The sequence below is a fragment of the Pseudomonas sp. HLS-6 genome (genome assembly GCF_002753995.1).
GTDB lineage: Bacteria > Pseudomonadota > Gammaproteobacteria > Pseudomonadales > Pseudomonadaceae > Aquipseudomonas > Aquipseudomonas defluvii.
In genome coordinates, this window is record NZ_CP024478.1 from 4,056,416 (window position 1) to 4,070,523 (window position 14,108).

Here is a 14,108-nt window from a genome sequence, read left to right on the forward strand (position 1 = left end):
CTTGCCCCGATCAAGGGCGCACCACGGTGCATCCCCCCCACAAAGCCGGGGCCAGCTTGGCCTCGGCTTTGCGCCTGATACTCACATCAAAAAACATCAAAGATTGCCCAAATCCTGGGAAAGCGGTCGACGCACGCTATTGAGGCCTGAAAGTAACAGTCAGGCGCTCTCGGTGCGCCTTGCCTCTTACCCTGTTCCATTCCTGGGCATTAAAGGCACTACAGTTTCCTTGCGACAGGCCTGGTTCAGCGCCTGCTAAGGCCATGCGCAGATATGGTGCGAAATTTGCTATCACATTGATGTCTCACTTCGGTCGGTAACGGCCGGGACACACTTAAAGCACCCCTCGGACGCAAGGACAACACAATGAAAAAAGCATGGCTGACGCTTTCCGCACTTGCATTGTGCCTGGCCGCTAACACTGCTATGGCCAAGGAGTACAAGGAGTTGCGCTTCGGCGTCGACCCTTCCTACGCACCGTTTGAATCCAAGGCCGCTGATGGCAGCCTGGTGGGCTTCGATATTGATCTGGGCAATGCGATCTGTGCGGAGTTGAAGGTCAAATGCAAGTGGGTTGAAAGTGACTTCGACGGCATGATTCCGGGCCTCAAGGCCAACAAGTTCGACGGTGTGATCTCGTCGATGACCGTCACGCCCGCTCGAGAAAAAGCGATCGACTTCTCAGATGAACTGTTCTCCGGCCCAACCTCGCTGGTTTTCAAGAAAGGCGCAGGCCTGAGCGCCGACCCAGCCTCACTGGCCGGCAAGACCGTAGGCTATGAACAAGGCACCATTCAGGAGGCCTACGCCAAGGCCGTTCTGGACAAGGTCGGGGTGAAGACCCAGGCCTATCAAAACCAGGATCAGGTTTACGCCGACCTGATCTCTGGACGCCTCGATGCCTCGATCCAGGACATGCTGCAGGCTGAACTGGGCTTCCTGAAAACCCCACAGGGCAGCGGCTATGAAGTCAGCAAGCCCGTCGACAGCGAACTGCTACCGTCCAAGACAGCCATCGGTATCCGCAAAGGTAACAGCGAGCTGCAAAAACTCCTCAACAAAGGTATCAAAGCGTTACACGATGATGGCACCTACGAAAAACTGCAGAAAAAACACTTTGGTGACCTGAACCTGTACAGCGGCAAGTAAGCCGCAGAAGCCGGCCTTGCCAAGGGAGGCTCCTGCGCACTGGCGGTTCAGTGCATACGCCTGAATCGCCAGTGCCGTCGGCTCCTGCACTGCCGAATACTGTTTTTTCACCACGGCCATAGGGTCATGTCATGTTCGAAGACCTGCTGCAGCATCTGGGGCTCTCGGCATTCAGCTTGAAGGGTTTCGGCCCACTGCTGTTAAAAGGCACCTGGATGACCATCAATCTGTCGCTGATGTCACTGCTGGTCAGCGTCGGCCTGGGCCTGCTCGGCGCCAGCGCCAAACTCTCTTCCGTACGCGTGCTACGGATTACCGCTCAGGTCTACACCACACTGATTCGTGGAATACCCGATCTTGTGCTGATGCTGCTGATTTTCTACAGCCTGCAAACCTGGCTGACCAGCCTGACCGAAGCACTGGAATGGGATTACATCGAGATCGACCCGTTCGCGGCCGGGGTCATCACCTTGGGCTTCATCTATGGCGCCTACTTCACCGAAACCTTTCGCGGTGCGATTCTCGCGGTTCCCCGTGGCCAGGTCGAAGCGGCGACAGCCTATGGCCTCAAACGCTTCCAGCGCTTTCGCTTTGTGGTCTTTCCGCAAATGATGCGTTATGCCTTGCCGGGTATCGGCAACAACTGGATGGTCATGCTCAAGGCCACCGCGCTGGTGTCGATCATCGGCCTGGCCGACCTGGTCAAGGCAGCCCAGGACGCCGGCAAGAGTACCTATCAGCTGTTTTACTTCCTGGTGCTGGCGGCGTTGATCTACCTGATGATCACCAGTGCCTCGAACGTTGCCCTGCGCTGGCTTGAGCGGCGCTACAACGCAGGTACCCGGGAGGCACTACGATGATCGAACTGCTGCAGGAATACTGGCGTGCTTTTCTCTACACAGACGGTACCCATATCACTGGGCTGGCGATGACGATGTGGCTGCTCTCGGCCTCACTGCTGATCGGCTTTCTCGTCTCCATTCCCTTGTCGATCGCACGGGTTTCGCGGTCTTTCTGGATCCGCATGCCGGTACAGTTCTACACCTACCTGTTTCGTGGCACCCCGCTGTATATCCAACTGCTCATCTGCTACACCGGCATCTACAGCATCGCGGCCGTGCGCGCGCAACCGTTGCTCGACAGTTTCTTTCGCGACGCGATGAACTGCACCATCCTGGCGTTTGCCCTGAATACCTGCGCCTACACCACGGAAATTTTCGCCGGAGCAATCCGCAGCATGGCCCATGGCGAGGTAGAGGCAGCCAAAGCCTATGGCCTGCGCGGCTGGAAACTCTATGCTTACATCATCATGCCGTCGGCCCTTAGGCGCTCGCTGCCGTTCTACAGCAATGAGGTGATCCTGATGCTGCACTCGACCACCGTGGCTTTTACCGCCACGATCCCGGACATCCTCAAGGTCGCCCGCGACGCCAACTCGGCTACATTTCTGACATTTCAGTCGTTCGGTATCGCTGCACTGATCTACCTGAGCGTGACCTTCGCCCTTGTGGGCCTGTTCCGCTTGGCCGAACGACGCTGGCTGGCCTTTCTAGGCCCTGCTCACTAGGACTGTTCATGCATCACAAAACCCACGAAATCCTGGCCCCGGTACCAGGTATCGCCCGGCAAATCCACAGCTTCCATTTCGGCCCCAAAGGCGCCGGTAAAATCTATATCCAGGCGTCACTGCATGCCGACGAACTGCCCGGCATGCTGGTGGCCTGGCACTTGAAGCAACGTTTGAGCACACTGGAAACCCAGGGGCGCCTGCGACAAGAAATCGTTCTGGTACCCATTGCCAACCCGGTGGGCCTCGAACAAGTGCTCATGGACGTTCCACTGGGCCGCTACGAGCTGCAAAGCGGGGAAAACTTCAATCGAAACTTCGTCGATCTCAGCGATGTGATCGGCGATCAGATCGAGGCCAGACTGACGCAGGATGCACAACACAACATCGATCTGATTCGTCAAAGCCTGCGCCGGGCCCTGGAAGAGCATTCAGCCCTGACACCCCTGCAGTCGCAGCGCCTGACCCTCCAGCGCCTTGCATGCGATGCCGATATGGTCCTCGATCTGCACTGCGACTTCGAGGCCGTCGAACACCTGTACACCACGCCAGAGGCCTGGCCGAAGGTCGAGCCGCTGTCGCGCTACCTTGGCGCGCAGGCCAGCCTGCTGGCAACCGACTCCGGTGGCCAATCCTTCGACGAGTGTTTCACCCTTGTCTGGTGGCAACTGCAACAGCGCTTCGGCAAGCATTACCCGATCCCCCAAGGCAGCTTCTCCGTCACGGTAGAGCTACGGGGTCAAGGCGACGTCAGCCACCCACTGGCCCAGACCGACTGTGAAGCGATCCTGCGCTACCTGGTACATGCCGGTGCCATCGAAGGCGAAACGGCCCCACTGCCCGCGCTGCGCTACCCCGCCACGCCGCTGGCAGGCGTAGAACCGGTGGCAACACCATTGGGGGGGCTATTGGTGTTCCACGCCAAACCGGGCCAATACCTGCAGGCAGGCGAGCTGATCGCCGAGGTCATCGACCCGCTCAACGATCGCGTAACCCCAGTATGTAACACGCAACCCGGCCTGCTCTATGCGCGCTCGTTACGGCGTATGGCGACTGCCGGCATGGTCATTGCCCACGTGGCAGGTCGTGAGGCCTACCGCAGCGGCTACCTGTTATCGCCTTGAGAGCCGCGCATGTACAAACTGACAATCGAAGACCTGCACAAAAGCTATGGCGAACATCATGTCTTGAAGGGTGTTTCGCTAAAAGCCAACGCGGGTGATGTCATCTGCCTGATCGGCGCCAGTGGCTCGGGCAAGAGCACCTTCCTGCGCTGCATCAACTTTCTGGAACAGCCTGATGATGGTCGTATGACCCTTGATGGCAAACCCGTTGAAATGCGTCATGACCGTCACGGCATGCACGTCGCCGATCCTGATGAGCTGCAACGAATCCGCACACGGCTGGCCATGGTATTCCAGCACTTCAACCTGTGGAGCCACATGACCGTGCTGGAGAACGTCAGCATGGCGCCACGCCGCGTGCTCGGGGTGAGCAAACACGAAGCAGAGGAACGCGCCCGGAAGTACCTGAACAAAGTAGGCCTCGCCCCGCAACTGGCGGAGCAATTCCCGGCCTTTCTCTCCGGCGGTCAACAACAGCGCGTGGCCATCGCCCGTGCGCTGGCCATGGAGCCGGAAGTGATGCTGTTCGACGAACCGACCTCCGCGCTCGACCCGGAACTGGTTGGCGAGGTGCTCAGGGTAATTCAGGGGCTCGCCGAGGAAGGTCGCACCATGATCATGGTCACCCACGAGATGGCCTTCGCACGGCAAGTCTCAAGCCAGGTTCTGTTCCTGCACAAAGGGCTGGTCGAGGAACAAGGGTCGCCGCAGGAGGTACTGGGAGCCCCGAAAAGTGAACGCCTGCGTCAGTTCCTCAGCGGCAACCTGAAGTAAGGTCACGTGAAGGGACGACGGCTCAAGCCACAGGCGCTGGCGGCGGCTCGTCAGGCAACGTCGGCTCGCCCGGCTCCATCGGCTGTGGCGTGCCCGGCTCAGGGGTATTCGGGGTGTCGGGGTCCGGCTGGCCGGGGATCCCGCCTGCACTGACAGGATGTGGGTGCGCAAGCAGCGACCATGCCAGCACACCAACCTGGTTGGGCTGCAGTATCGCCAGCTTGGCGCTGAGGGTCGGGTCGATTTTCATCAGTCACTCCCAATAAGGGCCGGTACACGTAGTGTGCACCGGCGACCTTCATTGGAGTACAGCATACACCCGGAATTCCCTCGCTTCGTCGCCTCAGGCGCGCGGCAAGGTCACGCCACGCTGGCCCTGGTACTTGCCACCACGGTCCTTGTACGACACCTCACACTCTTCATCTGACTCCAGGAACAGCATCTGTGCCACGCCCTCATTGGCGTAGATCTTGGCCGGCAACGTCGTGGTGTTGGAGAACTCCAGGGTGACGTGACCTTCCCACTCCGGCTCCAGCGGCGTTACGTTGACGATGATGCCGCAACGGGCATAGGTGCTCTTGCCCAGGCAAATGGTCAGCACGTTGCGAGGAATACGGAAGTACTCGACCGTACGTGCCAAGGCGAAGGAGTTCGGCGGAATGATGCAAACGTCACTTTTGATGTCGACAAAACTGCCGGCATCGAAGTTTTTCGGATCGACGGTCGCCGAGTTGATGTTGGTGAACACCTTGAACTCGTCGGCACAACGCACGTCGTAGCCGTAGCTGGAGACGCCAAAGGAGATCAGCCGGTCGGCACCCTCACCGCGCATCTGGCGCTCGACGAAAGGCTCGATCATGCCGTGCTCTTGCGCCATGCGGCGAATCCACTTGTCCGATTTGATGCTCATGGCGGTGTCCTGAAAATAGCGAGGTGAAAAAATCTGATGCGCATCTTACCGGGCCGGGCGCCGGGTTCAAAGTTCCGTGCAGCGGTGGCCGTCAGATAGCGGCCGGATGGCACTTGGACAGGCGCGACATGCACCGTCAGTCATGCATTTGTGCGAAAGCTCAACAAGACCATTGGCACGTTCTGGAAAAAGGGTTAAGGTGACGTCACTGTGCTGCACAATGTCACTGAGAATCTCTACCTGATGCAAGATTTCGATCAACACATCTTCATGAATTTTCCTGCTCTTTGCACTCAGTCTCGGCCAGGGCGTTTCCTGAACCGTAGTTAACTTTGTCCAAGGAGACATCCAATGTCCAATCGCCAAACCGGTACCGTTAAGTGGTTCAACGATGAAAAAGGCTTCGGCTTCATCACTCCACAATCCGGTGACGACCTGTTCGTACACTTCAAAGCCATCAAGGCTGACGGCTTCAAGAGCCTGAAAGAAGGCCAGCAGGTTTCTTTCGTCGCTACCCGCGGCCAGAAAGGCATGCAGGCTGAAGAAGTAGAAGTTATCTAACTTCCGCTTTTTAGCTTGAAAAAACCCCGCCCTCAACAGGCGGGGTTTTTTTATGCCCTCAGTTTACCCGGCACTGAAATAACCGGCACTGCCGGCGATAGTATCGCCGGCGCCTACAGGCATTAGTCTTCGCTGATGGTAATGCTCGGCATCGCCGGGGTGGCGGCTTCCTGCAGCACGATCCGTGCACCGACCTGACGTGCCAGCTCCTGGTACACCATGGCGATCTGGCTCTCGGGTTCGGCGATGGCTGTTGGTTTACCGCTATCAGCCTGTTCGCGAATCAGCATCGACAACGGCAATGACGCCAACAACTCGACCCCGTACTGTGCCGCCAGCTTCTCGCCACCGCCTTCACCGAACAGGTGCTCGGCATGGCCACAGTTCGAGCAGATATGTACGGCCATGTTCTCAACCACACCCAGCACCGGAATGTTCACCTTGCGGAACATTTCCACTCCTTTGCGGGCATCCAGCAGGGCCAGATCCTGGGGCGTAGTCACAATAACCGAACCCGCCACCGGCACCTTCTGCGCCAAGGTCAATTGGATATCGCCCGTGCCCGGCGGCATGTCGATCACCAGGTAGTCCAGATTGTCCCATGCGGTCTGTGTCACCAATTGCAGCAAGGCGCCAGAGACCATCGGGCCGCGCCACACCATCGGTGTGTTGTCGTCGGTCAGGAATGCCATGGACATGACCTCAACACCGTGAGCCTGAAGTGGCACGAACCACTTCTGATCCTTGACCTTCGGTCGGGTGCCTTCGGGGATGCCAAACATCACACCTTGGCTCGGACCATAGATGTCCGCATCCAGAATACCCACACGGGCACCCTCGCGGGCCAACGCCAGCGCCAGATTGGCAGCTGTTGTCGACTTGCCGACGCCGCCCTTGCCAGAGGCTACCGCAACGATGTTCTTGACGTTGGCCAACCCCGGAATCTGCGCCTGGGCCTTGTGTGCGGCGATCACGCAGTCGATCTCGACCGAGGCCGCAGCGACACCCTCCATCCCCTCGATGGCGGTCTGCAGCACCTGCGCCCACCCTTTCTTGAACAGCCCGGCGGCATAGCCCAGTTGCAGCTTCACGCTGACGCGCTCGCCCTGGATATCGATGGCCTGGACACAGCCAGCGCTGACCGGATCCTGGTTCAGGTAAGGGTCGGTGTATTGACGAAGGACGGATTCGACGGCTGCGCGAGTGACGGCACTCATGGAGACTCCCGATAAAAGACTGAGCAAAACAGGTCACTATGCTAACCCGTGAAACACGCCCAGATACGTGCACGGGGTGAAATATATTTCCCGGCGTTTTATAGTGACCGATCTCCGTTTCATCTCTTGTAGCCGAAAGTAGCCGAGCCCCCATGTCCGAGCCACGCCAGATTCTAGTCACCAGCGCCCTCCCCTATGCCAACGGTTCCATCCACCTTGGCCACATGCTCGAATACATCCAGACCGACATGTGGGTGCGTTTCCAGAAGCTTCGCGGTAACCAGTGCATCTATGTCTGCGCTGACGATGCCCACGGCTCGGCAATCATGCTGCGCGCCGAAAAAGAAGGCATCACTCCCGAGCAACTGATTGCCGGCGTGCAAGCTGAGCACAGCAGCGACTTTGCTGACTTCCTGGTGGACTTCGACAACTTCCACTCGACCCATGCCGAAGAGAACCGGGCGCTGTCGAGCCATATCTACCTGAAGTTGCGCGAAGCCGGGCACATCGCAACCCGCTCGATCACCCAGTATTTCGACCCGGACAAGAAAATGTTCCTGGCCGACCGCTTCATCAAGGGCACCTGCCCGAAATGCGCGGCAGAAGACCAGTACGGTGACAACTGCGAGAAATGCGGTGCCACCTACGCACCAACCGAACTGAAGAACCCCAAGTCGGCAATCTCCGGCGCCACACCGGTACTGAAAGACTCCCAGCACTTTTTCTTCAAGCTGCCAGACTTCCAGGCCATGCTGCAGAGCTGGACCCGCAGCGGCACCCTTCAGGACGCGGTAGCCAACAAGATCGCCGAATGGCTCGATGCCGGCCTGCAGGAGTGGGACATCTCCCGTGACGCACCGTACTTCGGCTTCGAAATCCCGGACGAGCCAGGCAAATACTTCTACGTCTGGCTGGACGCGCCGATCGGTTACATGGCCAGCTTCAAGAACCTCTGCGAACGCCGCCCGGAGCTCGACTTCGACGCGTTCTGGAACAAGGACTCGAAAGCCGAGCTGTACCACTTCATCGGCAAGGACATCGTCAACTTCCACGCCCTGTTCTGGCCTGCCATGCTCGAAGGTGCCGGCTATCGCAAGCCTACCGGCATCAACGTCCACGGCTACCTGACGGTCAACGGCCAGAAAATGTCCAAGTCGCGCGGCACCTTCATCAAGGCCCGCACCTACCTGGATCACCTGTCGCCGGAATACCTGCGCTACTACTACGCCGCCAAACTCAGCCGCGGCGTGGACGACCTCGACCTGAACCTCGAAGATTTCGTACAGAAGGTCAACTCCGACCTGGTTGGCAAGGTGGTGAACATTGCCAGCCGTTGCGCCGGTTTCATCCACAAGGGCAACGACGGTGTGATGGTCGATGGCGACGCAGCACCGGAACTGACCGAAGCCTTCCTGGCCGCCGCACCCGGCATTGCCGAAGCCTACGAGAACCGCGATTTCGCCCGCGCCATGCGCGAGATCATGGCCCTGGCCGACCGCGCAAACGCCTGGATTGCCGACAAGGCACCTTGGTCACTGGCCAAGCAGGAAGGCAAGCAGGAAGAAGTCCAGGCGATCTGCGCCCAAGGCGTTAACCTGTTCCGCCAACTGGTAATTTTCCTCAAGCCGGTGCTGCCAGTATTGGCCGCCGATGCCGAAGCGTTCCTGAACGTTGCCCCGCTGACCTGGGCCGACCATCAGACCCGCCTCGTCAACCATAAGTTGAACCCGTTCAAGGCCCTGATGAGCCGTATCGACCCGCTCAAGGTCGAGGCCATGACGGCTGCCAGCAAAGAAGACCTGGAAGCGACCCAGACCAGCGTAGCAACTGGCAACGGCGAGTTGGCCAAGGATCCACTGTCGCCGGAGATCGACTTCGACGCCTTTGCGGCGGTCGACCTGCGTGTTGCCTTGATCCTCAAGGCTGAAGCAGTGGAAGGTGCCGACAAACTGCTGCGCCTGACCTTGGACATCGGTGACGAACAGCGCAACGTGTTCTCCGGCATCAAGTCGGCCTACCCGGACCCGGCCAAGCTGGAAGGTCGGCTGACCATGATGATCGCCAACCTGAAACCACGCAAAATGCGCTTCGGCATCTCCGAAGGCATGGTAATGGCTGCCGGCCCTGGCGGTGAAGAGATCTACCTGTTGAGCCCGGACAGCGGTGCAAAACCGGGTCAACGCATCAAATAAGTGACATCCGCCCCGGTCATCTCAGGCCGGGGCGTTCTCTTCCCTTCGTCGTTGCCGGATAATGGCTGACAGCCCTGATTTTTCGGCCCTCCAATGACAGAACTGATCGTTACGCTCATCGGCGCTGCATTGATCAACAACATCGTCCTGCACCAGGGGTTGGCCCTTGATCCCGCCCTGCGTATTGATGGCGCTGCAGACCGACACAAGATCCATGCACTGGGATTGACCACCGGCCTGCTGATGCTGAGCAGCACCCTGATCGGTCAGCTCCTCTATCGCTACCTGCTCCTGCCCTTGCAGCTGGACTATCTGCGCCTGTTCGTGTTCCTGCCATTGTGCATCGTACTGATCACGCCACTGCTTACCCTTGTCAGTCGCTGGCAGCCCCAACTGCCGCAGACGGGTCTGAAGCCTCTGCTGCTTGGCAATGCCGGCGTGCTGGCGCTGAGCCTCACCGCCAGTAGCCCTGAACTCGACGTGCTGCAGGTCATAGCCTTGAGCATAGGCAGCGGCCTGGGCTTTTGGCTGGTACTGATACTGCTCGACGACCTTAGACAGCGTACCCTCGACAACGACGCCATACCCGAGTCCTTTCGCGGCCTGCCACTGGAGCTGATTGGCGCCGGTATCATGGCCATGGCCTTTCTCGGCCTCAACGGATTGTTTACATCATGAGTCTGATTCAACGCATCGACGCCCTGCTGCCACAGACCCAATGCGGCAAATGCGGCCACGGCGGATGCCGCCCATACGCAGAAGGCCTGGCCAAGGGTGAGGCCATCAACAAATGCCCGCCAGGCGGCGACGAAACGATCGCCGCCCTGGCCGAGCTGCTTGACGTACCGATTCTGGCGCTGGACCCCGAGCGCGGCAGTGCACCGGCTCAGGTCGCCTACATCAGGGAAGCGGAATGTATCGGCTGCACCAAATGCATCCAGGCCTGCCCGGTGGATGCGATTGTCGGCGCAGCCAAACTGATGCACACGGTCATCAGCACCGAATGCACCGGCTGCGACCTGTGTGTTGCGCCCTGTCCGGTCGACTGCATCGACTTGCTGCCCTTACCGGCGAACAGCGCAATCATCCCCATCGTTGGCGGGCTGGCAACCGATGCCGAGCAACGGGCTGCACGAACCGCCAAGCGTGACCACTCCAGGCAACGTTACGAACAGCGCAATGCACGCCTGCAGCGTGACGAGGCTCGTAAACAAGCCGAACGCCTTGCCCGCAGCCAACGCCCAGCGGCCAATGCCACGACCGAAACGGCAACCGATGACCCAATCAAGGCAGCTATCGAACGCGTCAAGGCTCAAAAGATCGCCGCAGCCGATGCGGCCCTGAAGCAGGCGAAGATCGCCGCAGCCATGAGTCGCGCCCAGCTGAACAAGGCCCGTACGGCGTTCGGTGAAACCCCGAGCGACGCCCAGCATGCCCAATTACTGGAACTGGAGCGCGAATCTCAGGCTGCGCAAGCGCACCTTGAATCGCTCCAGGCAGTGAGCGAGCATGGCCGCGGCTGATGTCAGCGAGCGTCTGCGCTCCACCATGGGGCTGGTGCTGCTGGCCTGCGCCCCAGGGCTTCTGGCGTTGCTCTGGTTGCACGGCTGGGGCTTGCTGCTCAACCTGCTGCTGACCAGCGTCGGAGCGCTGGCAACCGAGGCTGGCTTGCTCATGCTGATGCAGCGCCCTGTTCGGGTCGCGTTAAGCGACGGCAGCGCCCTGGTCACCGCGACATTGCTGGCCATTGCACTGCCCGCCTATGCGCCCTGGTGGTTGCCGCTGATCGCCGCCAGTAGCGCGATTGCGATAGGCAAACACCTGTACGGCGGTGTGGGCAAGAATCCATTCAATCCCGCCATGCTTGGCTATGCCCTGGTCTTGCTGTCGTTCCCGATTGCGATGACCCAGTGGCCTGCCCCCCAACCGCTGGACCTTGGCAGCAGCCTGCACCAGGTGTTTGGTATTGCCAGCAGCACTCAACCCGACGCCTGGGTACAGGCCACCGTACTGGATGGCTTGCGCAACAACAGAAGCCTGACCATGGATGAGTTGTTCGCCCAGCACCCCGGATTTGGCCATTTCGGCGGTAAAGGCACCGAGTGGGCCAGCCTTGGCTTCTTGCTGGGCGGCGTGTTCCTGCTCCAGCGCAAGGTATTCAGCTGGCATGCGCCCGTAGGGCTGCTGAGCAGTCTGTTTATCATCAGCTTGTTCTGCTGGAACGGTTCGGGCTCCGACTCCCACGGCTCGCCACTGCTGCACCTGTTATCCGGCTCAACCCTGTTCGCGGCGTTCTTCATTGTCACAGAACCGGTGTCCGGCCCCAGGAGCCCCAAGGCCCGCCTGCTGTTTGGCGCAGGAGTCGGGGCATTGATCTACCTGATCAGAACGTGGGGCAGCTACCCCGACGGCATAGCGTTCGCAGTGCTGCTGATGAACCTTGCGGTGCCAGCCCTGGAACGTTGGGCCGACCGCTGGGAACGGGAGGCAACATGAACCGTACAGGTCTGCGCAGCCGCATGCTGCTGGCCGCTCTTGCGTTACTGGCAGTCGCGGTCAGCATGGCCTGGCATCACTACGCTGCCGCGCCGATCAGGGTCGCACAGGAACAACTCAAGGCACAGACATGGCTAAGCGTGCTGCCCGCTGACGCCTATGACAATAGCCCCCTGCAACACCCCATCCGCCTGAGTGATACCCGCCTGGCGCATAGCACACTGCGCGCAGGCTACCGTGCGCTACTTGGCGGACAGCCGAGCGCCGTGGTACTGCATAGTCGTACGCAGGGCTACGGCGGCGCGCTGGACATACTGATTGCCATAGATCCCAGCGGCCGGCTAATGGGCCTGAAAGTCCTGCAACAACAGGAGACCCCGGGTCTTGGCGCACAGCTTGTAGAACCCGGCAACACCTGGCTGCAGCACTTCATCGGCCATGGGCTCACAACTACGCCCGATGCCGCCTGGGCACTGAAACGCGATAATGGCCAGTTCGACCAACTGGCCGGCGCAAGTGTGACCTCTCGCGCCGTGATCCAGGCGCTACATGACGCCCTGCGCTACTTCGACGAGCATGCCAAAGACCTACTCGGAGGGGCAGCCGATGAATAGACACTGGCTTGCCGGCCTAAGCCTGGCACCGCTGCTGGGCGCCACGCAAACACTCCTGCAGGGCGCTTCGATAGCAGCGCTCAGCCTACTGGCAATATTGTTGCATCGCCTCGGTATGACGCCCCTGAGGCGGCTACTGACGGGTATCGGTGCAGAAGTCGCCAGCATGCTTTTGGCTGCGACAATCGTCACCTGCCTGGAACTGAGCCTACGCGCCTACGCCTTGGTGCTTTACCAGAGCCTGGGCCTTTACACCGCACTGATCGCGCTGCAGTGCGTGCTGTTCGAGCATGCGCTGGTACACGCCAAAAGCTGGCGCCCCCCGCTGAGCCTGTTACTAGGGTTCGCTGCACTCTGTATCAGCCTGGGTGTGGCTCGTGAGCTGATAGGCAGCGGTATGCGCCTGGCCCATCTCACCCCTGGGGCCCTGTTCCTTCTTGGCCTGTTGCTCGCCCTGTACAATAGGACCTGGCGCCGACGTGCGCCCTCTAGCTGCCAAGGAATTCGCTGACCCATGAATGCTACAAAACGCCTGGAAATATTTCGCAGGCTGCATGAAGACAATCCGGAACCGAAGACCGAGCTTGCCTACACATCGCCCTTCGAGCTGCTGATTGCGGTCATCCTGTCCGCACAGGCTACCGACGTTGGGGTCAATAAGGCCACTGCACGCCTGTTCCCGGTGGCCAATACTCCAGAGGCAATATACGCACTAGGCGTCGAGGGGCTGTCGGAGTACATCAAGACCATTGGCCTGTACAACAGCAAAGCGAAAAACGTTATCGAAACCTGCCGATTACTGGTGGAAAAGCATGGCAGTCAGGTGCCGGATAACCGTGAAGCCCTTGAGGAACTGCCTGGGGTGGGTCGAAAAACCGCTAACGTGGTGCTCAACACCGCCTTCCGACAACCCGCAATGGCTGTCGACACCCATATTTTCCGTGTCAGCAACCGCACGGGTATAGCCCCCGGCAAGAACGTTCTAGAGGTTGAAAAGGGGCTGCTGAAGTTTGTACCCAAGGCTTACCTGCTGGACGCCCACCACTGGCTGATCCTGCATGGTCGCTATGTGTGCCAGGCGCGCAAGCCACGTTGCGGCAGTTGCCGGATCGAAGACCTGTGTGATTACAAGCACAAGACTTCAGACGATTGAGCAAATAGCGAAAAAGCTGATTAGCCGATTGAAAAAATCTTTTTTACCGGACCTGAGAATCTCGTTATAAGGTGCGCCAATGGCCCTCTTGCCGTGGAGTGACTTATGAGCACCGATAAAGAAGACCTGGATCTGGATGACGACTTTACTGCCAGCGAAGATTCGCCTGTCGCGGATGTTCCGGTAGAGACGGCAAAAACCAATCTGAGTAAACGCCGCACCATTGACAACCTGCTGGAAGAGCGCCGTTTGCAGAAACAGTTGGCGGACTACGACTTCGATCTTTAACGAACAGCCGCCCAATCAACAGGGCGGCGAGTAGTGGGTTATCAAAAAGCCTCCTGGTCGGGA

16 protein-coding genes and 1 pseudogene are annotated in these 14,108 nt (G+C 59.4%); 14 read left to right on the forward strand and 3 right to left on the reverse strand.

Annotated elements, in window-relative coordinates; translation table 11 throughout:
- Positions 1 to 366 precede the first annotated feature (366 nt).
- The 5 genes from CS390_RS19025 to CS390_RS19045 all read left to right on the forward strand — a co-directional run bounded on the left by CS390_RS19025 (position 367) and on the right by CS390_RS19045 (position 4,614).
- The gene (locus CS390_RS19025; protein WP_065760442.1) at positions 367 to 1,149 is read left to right on the forward strand and encodes a transporter substrate-binding domain-containing protein; all 783 of its coding nucleotides are present in this window, start codon (positions 367 to 369) and stop codon (positions 1,147 to 1,149) included.
- Positions 1,150 to 1,280: 131 nt separating this feature from the next.
- Positions 1,281 to 2,009, forward strand: a complete 729-nt coding sequence (locus CS390_RS19030; RefSeq protein ID WP_065760443.1) for an ABC transporter permease — start codon at positions 1,281 to 1,283, stop codon at positions 2,007 to 2,009.
- On the forward strand, positions 2,006 to 2,716 hold the full coding sequence (locus CS390_RS19035) for an ABC transporter permease (RefSeq protein WP_065760444.1): 711 nt from the start codon (positions 2,006 to 2,008) through the stop codon (positions 2,714 to 2,716). Before CS390_RS19030 ends, CS390_RS19035 begins: the two co-directional genes overlap by 4 nt.
- 8 nt (positions 2,717 to 2,724) lie before the next feature.
- Positions 2,725 to 3,840: a succinylglutamate desuccinylase/aspartoacylase family protein gene (locus CS390_RS19040; protein ID WP_099775608.1), complete on the forward strand. Its 1,116-nt coding sequence runs from the start codon at positions 2,725 to 2,727 to the stop codon at positions 3,838 to 3,840.
- A 9-nt stretch (positions 3,841 to 3,849) separates the two neighbouring features.
- A complete protein-coding gene (locus CS390_RS19045; protein ID WP_065760446.1) occupies positions 3,850 to 4,614 on the forward strand; it encodes an ABC transporter ATP-binding protein in 765 nt (254 codons plus the stop codon).
- A gap of 22 nt (positions 4,615 to 4,636) precedes the next feature.
- Here the strand turns inward: CS390_RS19045 and CS390_RS19050 are convergent, their stop codons facing one another.
- Both CS390_RS19050 and dcd read right to left on the reverse strand, forming a co-directional pair.
- Positions 4,637 to 4,864 (reverse strand): hypothetical protein, encoded by a 228-nt coding sequence (locus tag CS390_RS19050; RefSeq protein ID WP_065760447.1) that lies wholly within the window; start codon positions 4,862 to 4,864, stop codon positions 4,637 to 4,639.
- Between the two features lie 93 nt (positions 4,865 to 4,957).
- Positions 4,958 to 5,524, reverse strand: a complete 567-nt coding sequence (dcd, locus tag CS390_RS19055; RefSeq protein WP_065760448.1) for a dCTP deaminase — start codon at positions 5,522 to 5,524, stop codon at positions 4,958 to 4,960.
- A gap of 351 nt (positions 5,525 to 5,875) precedes the next feature.
- Here dcd and CS390_RS19060 point away from each other — a divergent pair, with 351 nt between their 5' ends.
- Positions 5,876 to 6,085, forward strand: a complete 210-nt coding sequence (locus CS390_RS19060; RefSeq protein ID WP_009396490.1) for a cold-shock protein — start codon at positions 5,876 to 5,878, stop codon at positions 6,083 to 6,085.
- Between the two features lie 122 nt (positions 6,086 to 6,207).
- Here the strand turns inward: CS390_RS19060 and apbC are convergent, their stop codons facing one another.
- Positions 6,208 to 7,302 carry an iron-sulfur cluster carrier protein ApbC gene (apbC, locus tag CS390_RS19065; protein WP_065760449.1) on the reverse strand — a complete coding sequence of 365 codons (1,095 nt, stop codon included), beginning with the start codon at positions 7,300 to 7,302 and terminating at the stop codon, positions 6,208 to 6,210.
- Between the two features lie 152 nt (positions 7,303 to 7,454).
- On the opposite strand from apbC, the gene metG reads away from it, so the two are divergent.
- The 8 genes and pseudogenes from metG (at position 7,455) to CS390_RS19105 (ending at position 14,045) form a co-directional block, all read left to right on the forward strand.
- On the forward strand, positions 7,455 to 9,494 hold the full coding sequence (metG, locus tag CS390_RS19070) for a methionine--tRNA ligase (RefSeq protein ID WP_099775609.1): 2,040 nt from the start codon (positions 7,455 to 7,457) through the stop codon (positions 9,492 to 9,494).
- A 93-nt stretch (positions 9,495 to 9,587) separates the two neighbouring features.
- A complete protein-coding gene (locus tag CS390_RS19075) occupies positions 9,588 to 10,172 on the forward strand; it encodes an Rnf-Nqr domain containing protein (protein ID WP_099775610.1) in 585 nt (194 codons plus the stop codon).
- A pseudogene (gene rsxB, locus CS390_RS19080) lies at positions 10,169 to 10,993 on the forward strand (electron transport complex subunit RsxB); the annotation flags it as partial. The gene CS390_RS19075 and the pseudogene rsxB, both read left to right, overlap by 4 nt.
- 10 nt (positions 10,994 to 11,003) lie before the next feature.
- Entirely contained in the window at positions 11,004 to 11,990 is a 987-nt protein-coding gene (locus tag CS390_RS19085) for an RnfABCDGE type electron transport complex subunit D (protein WP_099775612.1), read from the forward strand.
- Positions 11,987 to 12,604: an RnfABCDGE type electron transport complex subunit G gene (locus tag CS390_RS19090; protein WP_099775613.1), complete on the forward strand. Its 618-nt coding sequence runs from the start codon at positions 11,987 to 11,989 to the stop codon at positions 12,602 to 12,604. The genes CS390_RS19085 and CS390_RS19090 overlap by 4 nt, the downstream gene beginning before the upstream one ends.
- Entirely contained in the window at positions 12,597 to 13,115 is a 519-nt protein-coding gene (locus tag CS390_RS19095; RefSeq protein ID WP_099775614.1) for an Rnf-Nqr domain containing protein, read from the forward strand. The genes CS390_RS19090 and CS390_RS19095 overlap by 8 nt, the downstream gene beginning before the upstream one ends.
- Positions 13,116 to 13,118: 3 nt before the next feature.
- Positions 13,119 to 13,757, forward strand: a complete 639-nt coding sequence (nth, locus tag CS390_RS19100; RefSeq protein ID WP_099775615.1) for an endonuclease III — start codon at positions 13,119 to 13,121, stop codon at positions 13,755 to 13,757.
- A gap of 105 nt (positions 13,758 to 13,862) precedes the next feature.
- Positions 13,863 to 14,045, forward strand: a complete 183-nt coding sequence (locus CS390_RS19105; protein ID WP_065760457.1) for a PA3496 family putative envelope integrity protein — start codon at positions 13,863 to 13,865, stop codon at positions 14,043 to 14,045.
- Positions 14,046 to 14,108 lie beyond the last annotated feature (63 nt).

Coding starts and splice junctions, on each gene's coding strand:
- CS390_RS19025 (WP_065760442.1), top strand. CDS start 367: ATGAAAAAAGCATGGCTGACGCTTTCCGCACTTGCATTGTGCCTGGCC.
- CS390_RS19030 (WP_065760443.1), top strand. CDS start 1,281: ATGTTCGAAGACCTGCTGCAGCATCTGGGGCTCTCGGCATTCAGCTTG.
- CS390_RS19035 (WP_065760444.1), top strand. CDS start 2,006: ATGATCGAACTGCTGCAGGAATACTGGCGTGCTTTTCTCTACACAGAC.
- CS390_RS19040 (WP_099775608.1), top strand. CDS start 2,725: ATGCATCACAAAACCCACGAAATCCTGGCCCCGGTACCAGGTATCGCC.
- CS390_RS19045 (WP_065760446.1), top strand. CDS start 3,850: ATGTACAAACTGACAATCGAAGACCTGCACAAAAGCTATGGCGAACAT.
- CS390_RS19050 (WP_065760447.1), bottom strand. CDS start 4,864: ATGAAAATCGACCCGACCCTCAGCGCCAAGCTGGCGATACTGCAGCCC.
- dcd (WP_065760448.1), bottom strand. CDS start 5,524: ATGAGCATCAAATCGGACAAGTGGATTCGCCGCATGGCGCAAGAGCAC.
- CS390_RS19060 (WP_009396490.1), top strand. CDS start 5,876: ATGTCCAATCGCCAAACCGGTACCGTTAAGTGGTTCAACGATGAAAAA.
- apbC (WP_065760449.1), bottom strand. CDS start 7,302: ATGAGTGCCGTCACTCGCGCAGCCGTCGAATCCGTCCTTCGTCAATAC.
- metG (WP_099775609.1), top strand. CDS start 7,455: ATGTCCGAGCCACGCCAGATTCTAGTCACCAGCGCCCTCCCCTATGCC.
- CS390_RS19075 (WP_099775610.1), top strand. CDS start 9,588: ATGACAGAACTGATCGTTACGCTCATCGGCGCTGCATTGATCAACAAC.
- CS390_RS19085 (WP_099775612.1), top strand. CDS start 11,004: ATGGCCGCGGCTGATGTCAGCGAGCGTCTGCGCTCCACCATGGGGCTG.
- CS390_RS19090 (WP_099775613.1), top strand. CDS start 11,987: ATGAACCGTACAGGTCTGCGCAGCCGCATGCTGCTGGCCGCTCTTGCG.
- CS390_RS19095 (WP_099775614.1), top strand. CDS start 12,597: ATGAATAGACACTGGCTTGCCGGCCTAAGCCTGGCACCGCTGCTGGGC.
- nth (WP_099775615.1), top strand. CDS start 13,119: ATGAATGCTACAAAACGCCTGGAAATATTTCGCAGGCTGCATGAAGAC.
- CS390_RS19105 (WP_065760457.1), top strand. CDS start 13,863: ATGAGCACCGATAAAGAAGACCTGGATCTGGATGACGACTTTACTGCC.